Below are 5,837 nucleotides of genomic sequence, written 5' to 3' on the forward strand. Positions count from 1 at the left end.
GGCCCACGCGGTGCAGCACGCGCTGCAACAGGCCGAGGACGGCGAGCGGGCGCTGCACGCCGCCACGGCCGCCCACTACCAGGCGACCCAGGCACGGCACGACGCGGCCCACCAGCACGACGGCCTGCAACAGCGCCTGCACGCAGCGCAGCAGCGTGTGCAACAGGCACAGCAGGCCGTGCAGCAGCAGGCCGACGCACTGGCCACGCTGGAGGCGCAGCTGCAGGCCAGCCTGGCAGACCACGGCCAGCACCTGCCCGACCCGGCCACCACCGCCGCCTGGCTGGACGCCCTGCAGCACGCCTGGCAGCGCTGGCAGGACAGCGGGCAACAGCTACAGCAGCTGAGCCCGCGCTGGGCGCTGCAGCAGCAGGCCTGTGCCCAGGCCGAGGCCACCGCGGCCCAATGGCAAGAACGCAGCGCCGCGTGCCCCATGCCCACGGCCTTGGCATCGCCAGCGCCAGACCCGGCCACACTGCCCACCACCCTGGCCGATTGCGCCCCGGCGATTGCCACGCAGGCCCAGCACCTGGCCCAGCTGCAAGGCCGGATCACCCAGACCCAGAGCGCCGCGGAGGTCGAGCAGGCCGCCGTGGCCCAGGCCCACAGCGCCTGGCTGCAGGCCCTGCAGGCCAGCCCGTTTGCCGATGTGCAAGCCTTCCAGCAGGCCTGCCTGCCCGAGGCCGAACGCCTGCGCCTGCAGCAGTGGCAGCGCACGCTGGCGGACGCCGTGCAAGCGGCAGCCACCTGGCGGGCCCAAGCGCTGGCGCAGCTGGCGCAGCTGCAGGCCCAGGCCCTGACGGACCAGCCGCCCGAGGCGGTGCTGAACCAGCTGGAGGCCCTGGAGCTGCAACGCCGCACCCAGACCGAGCAGCTCGGCGCCACGCGGGCCCGCCTGGAAGACGATGACCGTTACCGCGAGAACCAGCAGGCCCTGCTGGCGCAGATCGCCGCCCAGGCGCAGGACAGTGAGCTGTGGCAGCGCCTGAACGCCCTGATCGGCTCGGCCCAGGGCGACAAGTTCCGCAAGTTTGCGCAGGGGCTGACGCTGGACCACCTGCTGCAGCTGGCCAACCAGCACCTGGCGCGCCTGCACGAGCGCTATGTGCTGCGGCGCAAGCCCACGGGCGAGCTGGAGCTGGACATCGTCGACCGCTGGCAGGGCGATGTGGCGCGCGACACGCGCACGCTGTCCGGCGGTGAATCGTTCCTGGTCAGCCTGTCGCTGGCACTGGCGCTGTCGGATCTGGTGAGCCACAAAGTCTCTATCGATTCGCTGTTTCTGGACGAAGGCTTTGGCACCCTGGATGGCGACACGCTGGAGACCGCGCTGGCGGCCCTGGATGTGCTGAATGCCCGCGGCAAGATGATCGGCATCATCAGCCACGTCGAGGCGCTCAAGGAGCGCATTCCCACGCAAATCCATGTCGAGAAGGGCGGTGGCGTGGGCCATTCCCGCCTGAGCATTCGCAGCTAAAAAGCCCGCCAGCGCTTGCCCTGCCTGCGCTGGCAGCTATGCATTTGTGCCCTGCAGATTCCCAGCGCCCCGCCCGGCCAAGCCGGGCGGGCGGGATGCGGGGCCGCGCTTTGCACTACCATGCCTGCCCTTGCTTGATAGGTACAAGCCACCATGATTCGCATCGCAGAACTGAAAATCCCGCTCTCGGCCCTGGAATACCACCCCGAGAACCATTCCGAATTCCTGCCCACCGCCCGCCTGACCGTCCTGGCGGCCGAGCGCCTGGGGATTGCCGCCGATGCGATCGCCCAGGTCCATGTGCACAAACGCAGCTTCGATGCGCGCAAGGCCGAACTGCTGGCCGTCTACATCGTCGACATCGCCCTGGCCGACGCCAGCCAGGAAGCGGCGCTGCTGGAACAATTTGCCGACCACCCCCACGTCCATCCCACGCCCGACATGGCCTGGACGCCCGTGGGCCAGGCCCCTGCGGACCTGCCACACCGCCCCGTGGTCGTGGGCTTTGGCCCCTGCGGCATGTTTGCTGCGCTGGTGCTGGCGCAGATGGGCTTTAAGCCCATCGTGCTGGAGCGCGGCAAGACGGTGCGCGAACGCACCAAGGACACCTGGCGCCTGTGGCGCAAGCGCGAGCTGACGCCCGAATCCAACGTGCAGTTTGCGAAGGCGGTGCCGGCACCTTCTCGGACGGCAAGCTCTACAGCCAGATCAAGGACCCGCGCCACCTGGGCCGCAAGGTGCTGCAGGAGTTCGTGACCTATGGCGCGCCCCCGGAAATCCTGTATGCCGCCCACCCGCACATCGGCACCTTCAAGCTGGTGAAGCTGGTGGAAGGCATCCGCGAAGAGATCGTGCGCCTGGGCGGCGAGATCCGCTTCGAGCAGCGCGTGACCGACCTGCAGATTGCCGGTGAGGGCGAGGAGCGCCACGTCACGGCCATCGACGTACTCAACCAGGCCACGGGCGAGGCATACACCCTGGAGACCGACCAGGTGGTGATGGCCCTGGGCCACAGCGCGCGCGACACCTTCACCATGTTCTACGAACGCGGCGTGTACATGGAGGCCAAGCCCTTCTCGGTGGGCTTTCGCATCGAACACCCGCAGAGCGTGATCGACCAGGCCCGCTGGGGCAAGCACGCCGGCCACCCCCTGCTGGGCGCCGCCGACTACAAGCTGGTGCACCACGCCCAGAACGGCCGCGCCGTCTACAGCTTCTGTATGTGCCCCGGTGGCACCGTGGTGGCCGCCACCAGCGAGCCCGGCCGCGTGGTCACCAACGGCATGAGCCAGTACTCGCGCGCCGAACGCAATGCCAACGCCGGCATGGTCTGCGCCATCGAGCCCAGCGACTACCCGCAGGACGCAGCTTCGTTCGCCTGGGCCTTCGACGGCAAGACCTATGGCGTGGAACACCAGTCGCCCGGTAGCCACCACCCGCTGTCCGGCGTGGTGTTCCAGCGCCAGCTGGAATCCAAGGCCTACGAGCTGGGCGGGTGCAACTACAACGCCCCCGGCCAGTTGGTGGGCGACTTCGTCGCCGGCAGGCCATCGCGCGAGGTGGGCCACGTGCCGCCCTCGTACAAGCCCGGCATCACCTGGGGCGACCTGCACCAGGCCCTGCCGGCCTTTGCCATCGAGGCCATGCGCGAAGCCCTGCCGGCCTTCGGCAAGAAGCTGCGCGGCTACGACATGCACCAGGCCGTGCTGACCGGCGTGGAGACGCGCACCTCCTCGCCCGTGAAGATTACCCGGGGCGCCAACTTCCAGAGCGTGAACACCCGCGGCCTGTACCCGGCGGGCGAAGGCGCCAGCTACGCGGGCGGCATCCTGTCGGCCGGTGTGGACGGCATCAAGGTGGGCGAGGCCGTGGCCTGCGCCATCCTCGGCCTGGACGTGCCCTCGTCCGGCGTGCGCAACTCCGGCGCCTACTGAGCCCGCCGCAAAGGAAGCACCACCATGCGCTACCCCCACCCCAGCCGTTCGCAACTGACCCTGGCCGTACTGGCCATGGGCGTGGTCGTGCTGTCGTCCAACATCCTGGTGCAGTACGCCATCAACGACTGGCTGACCTGGGGCGCCATCACCTACCCTTTTGCCTTCCTGGTGACGGAGCTGGTCAACCGCGCCTTCGGCCCTGCCCAGGCGCGGCGGGTGGCCTGGGTCGGCTTTGCCGTGGCCGTGGCCGCATCGGCCATCCTGGCGCCGGCACGCATTGCGGCTGCCTCCGGTCTGGCCTTCCTGCTGTCGCAGATGCTGGACATCGCGGTGTTCGACCGCCTGCGCCAAAGCCGTTGGTGGCGCGCACCGCTGATCGCCACCGTGCTGGCCGCCGTGCTGGACACCGGCGTCTTCTGGGGCGTGGGCTTTGCCGGTGAAGACCTGCCCTGGGTCACCTGGGCGCTGGGCGATCTGGGCGTCAAGCTGGTCATGGCCGTGTGCCTGCTGCTGCCGTTCCGCCTGCTGATTGGCACGCGCGCGACCACCAACGCCGCCCCGTCGGCCTAGGCGGGCAACCGCCCATCCAGGATGGGCGGCACGCAGCGGCCGGCCATCGCCTGCGCCGGGCGTGACCCAGTCTGCGCAAGTTCATACAGTCGTTACTTTTATGCACTGCGCTTGCAAGCGATTTGCAAGCCTGTGTGAAAAAAAATCCTCATGATTGCGTCCTGGCATCTTTTGGCGCTGGTTTTTCGGCGCCATGCCGACGACAACAATGACGGAGACACCCTTGACCCCCTCCCCTATCCCAGGCCTGCGCATCGCCGTGCTGGGCTGCGGCCTGATGGGCGTGCCCATGGCCCGGCGCCTGCTGGCTGCCGGCCATGTCGTGCATGCCTGGAACCGCACCCGCGCCAAGGCCGAGCCCCTGGCCGCGCTCGGCGCCTTCGTGCATGACACGCCGCGCCAGGCCTGCATCAAGGCCGACTACGTGATCAGCATGCTGGAGAACGGCCAGGTCGTGGGCGACGTGCTGTTCGGCATGGGCCAGGATGGCGCCATCCACGGCATGCGCGCCGGCACCCTGGTGGTGGACATGGCCTCCATCCAGCCACGCGAAGCCCGCGACCATGCCGCCCGCCTGAGCGAGCGCGGCCTGCGCCACCTGGATGCCCCGGTCTCCGGCGGCACCGTGGGGGCGGAGAACGGCAGCCTGGCCATCATGGTCGGGGGCAAGACCGAAGACTTCGAGGCCGCCCAGCCCCTGTTCGCCCCCCTGGGCCGGGCCACGCACGTGGGCCCGCACGGGGCCGGGCAGCTGGCCAAGCTGGCCAACCAGATGATCGTGGGCATCAGCATCGGCGCCGTGGCCGAAGCCCTGCTGCTGTGCGCCAAGGGCGGTGCCGACCCGGCCAAGGTGCGCGAGGCCATCACCGGCGGCTTTGCCGACAGCCGCATCCTGCAGCTGCACGGCCAGCGCATGGTGGAACGTGACTTTGCCGCGCGCGGCAAGATGACGGTGCAGCTCAAGGACATGCGCAACGCCCTGGCCACGGCCCAGGAGATCGGTTTTGACGCCCCGATCACCAGCCTGTTCGAGCAGCTGTATGCCGACGGCGTGGAGCATGGCCTGGGCGATCTGGACCACAGCGGCCTGTTCGTGGAGCTGGCCAGCCGCAACGCGATGCAGTAAATCGGCGGGAAAAAGACCGTATTTTCCCGAGGCCGCCAAATTTTTGGTGCATAATAGCGATCTTGCTTGATTGGCAACGAAGTGGGCTCTTAGCTCAGCTGGTAGAGCAGCGGACTCTTAATCCGTTGGTCGAGTGTTCGAATCACTCAGGGCCCACCACTTCCCCTCCCAAGCAGCGATCTGGTTGATCCAGTCGGGCTCTTAGCTCAGTTGGTAGAGCAGCGGACTCTTAATCCGTTGGTCGAGTGTTCGAATCACTCAGGGCCCACCAAGTTTTCTCTTCACTGCGCCGCGCAGTGATCCTTCCGGTTGCGAAGGGCTCTTAGCTCAGCTGGTAGAGCAGCGGACTCTTAATCCGTTGGTCGAGTGTTCGAATCACTCAGGGCCCACCAAACACAAAAAGCCGTCTTGTGACCAAGACGGCTTTTTTGTTATGCCCTCGTGAAATCCATAGCTACCCGCGCTGACACCACAAGGATTTGGCGCTTGCATCAGGCTTCAACAACGAGCAGATCAGTGCCAGCCGCTATGCTTTTCCCAACAGCGCACACATGACCACCGTGCAACAGGCATAAAAAAACCGGCCCAAACGCGTTTTTTATGCATCTGTTGATTTCCACGCAGAACTGACCCGCAATTTCCATCTCAAACTGACCCACCCTTTGGCTTGAGCCGTAAGGCTCAAGATGTGGATAAGGTTTTGTTTCTCTCCTTCTTTGTGGACGGT

Annotated in this window: 4 protein-coding genes, 3 tRNA genes and 1 pseudogene; 7 read left to right on the forward strand and 1 reads right to left on the reverse strand. The window is 67.1% G+C overall.

What is annotated here, in order from left to right; genetic code table 11:
• The 7 genes and pseudogenes from SJH88_RS18165 to SJH88_RS18195 form a co-directional block, all read left to right on the forward strand.
• The coding region (locus SJH88_RS18165; protein WP_274755280.1) for an SbcC/MukB-like Walker B domain-containing protein at positions 1-1,477 on the forward strand (1,477 nt) is incomplete at its 5' end.
• Positions 1,478-1,630: 153 nt separating this feature from the next.
• Positions 1,631-3,411: pseudogene (locus SJH88_RS18170) on the forward strand (NAD(P)/FAD-dependent oxidoreductase).
• Between the two features lie 24 nt (positions 3,412-3,435).
• Positions 3,436-3,984, forward strand: a complete 549-nt coding sequence (locus SJH88_RS18175) for a VUT family protein (protein ID WP_045267369.1) — start codon at positions 3,436-3,438, stop codon at positions 3,982-3,984.
• Between the two features lie 208 nt (positions 3,985-4,192).
• On the forward strand, positions 4,193-5,110 hold the full coding sequence (locus SJH88_RS18180; protein WP_045267370.1) for an NAD(P)-dependent oxidoreductase: 918 nt from the start codon (positions 4,193-4,195) through the stop codon (positions 5,108-5,110).
• 83 nt (positions 5,111-5,193) lie between these two features.
• Positions 5,194-5,269, forward strand: a tRNA-Lys gene (locus SJH88_RS18185).
• 36 nt (positions 5,270-5,305) lie between these two features.
• Positions 5,306-5,381 (forward strand) — tRNA-Lys (locus SJH88_RS18190).
• Positions 5,382-5,426: 45 nt separating this feature from the next.
• A tRNA-Lys gene (locus tag SJH88_RS18195) sits at positions 5,427-5,502 on the forward strand.
• Between the two features lie 99 nt (positions 5,503-5,601).
• On the opposite strand, the gene SJH88_RS18200 is transcribed toward SJH88_RS18195, so the two are convergent.
• Positions 5,602-5,837: hypothetical protein (locus SJH88_RS18200; protein WP_274755281.1), on the reverse strand; the 236-nt coding region annotated here is incomplete at its 5' end.

It is taken from the genome of Comamonas sp. GCA5, from assembly GCF_036541385.1.
GTDB classification, from domain to species: Bacteria; Pseudomonadota; Gammaproteobacteria; order Burkholderiales; family Burkholderiaceae_C; genus Comamonas; species Comamonas aquatica.

What these genes read in the sequence shown, in the direction of transcription:
- SJH88_RS18175 (WP_045267369.1), top strand. Translation starts at nt 3,436, where the DNA reads ATGCGCTACCCCCACCCCAGCCGTTCGCAACTGACCCTGGCCGTACTG.
- SJH88_RS18180 (WP_045267370.1), top strand. Translation starts at nt 4,193, where the DNA reads ATGACGGAGACACCCTTGACCCCCTCCCCTATCCCAGGCCTGCGCATC.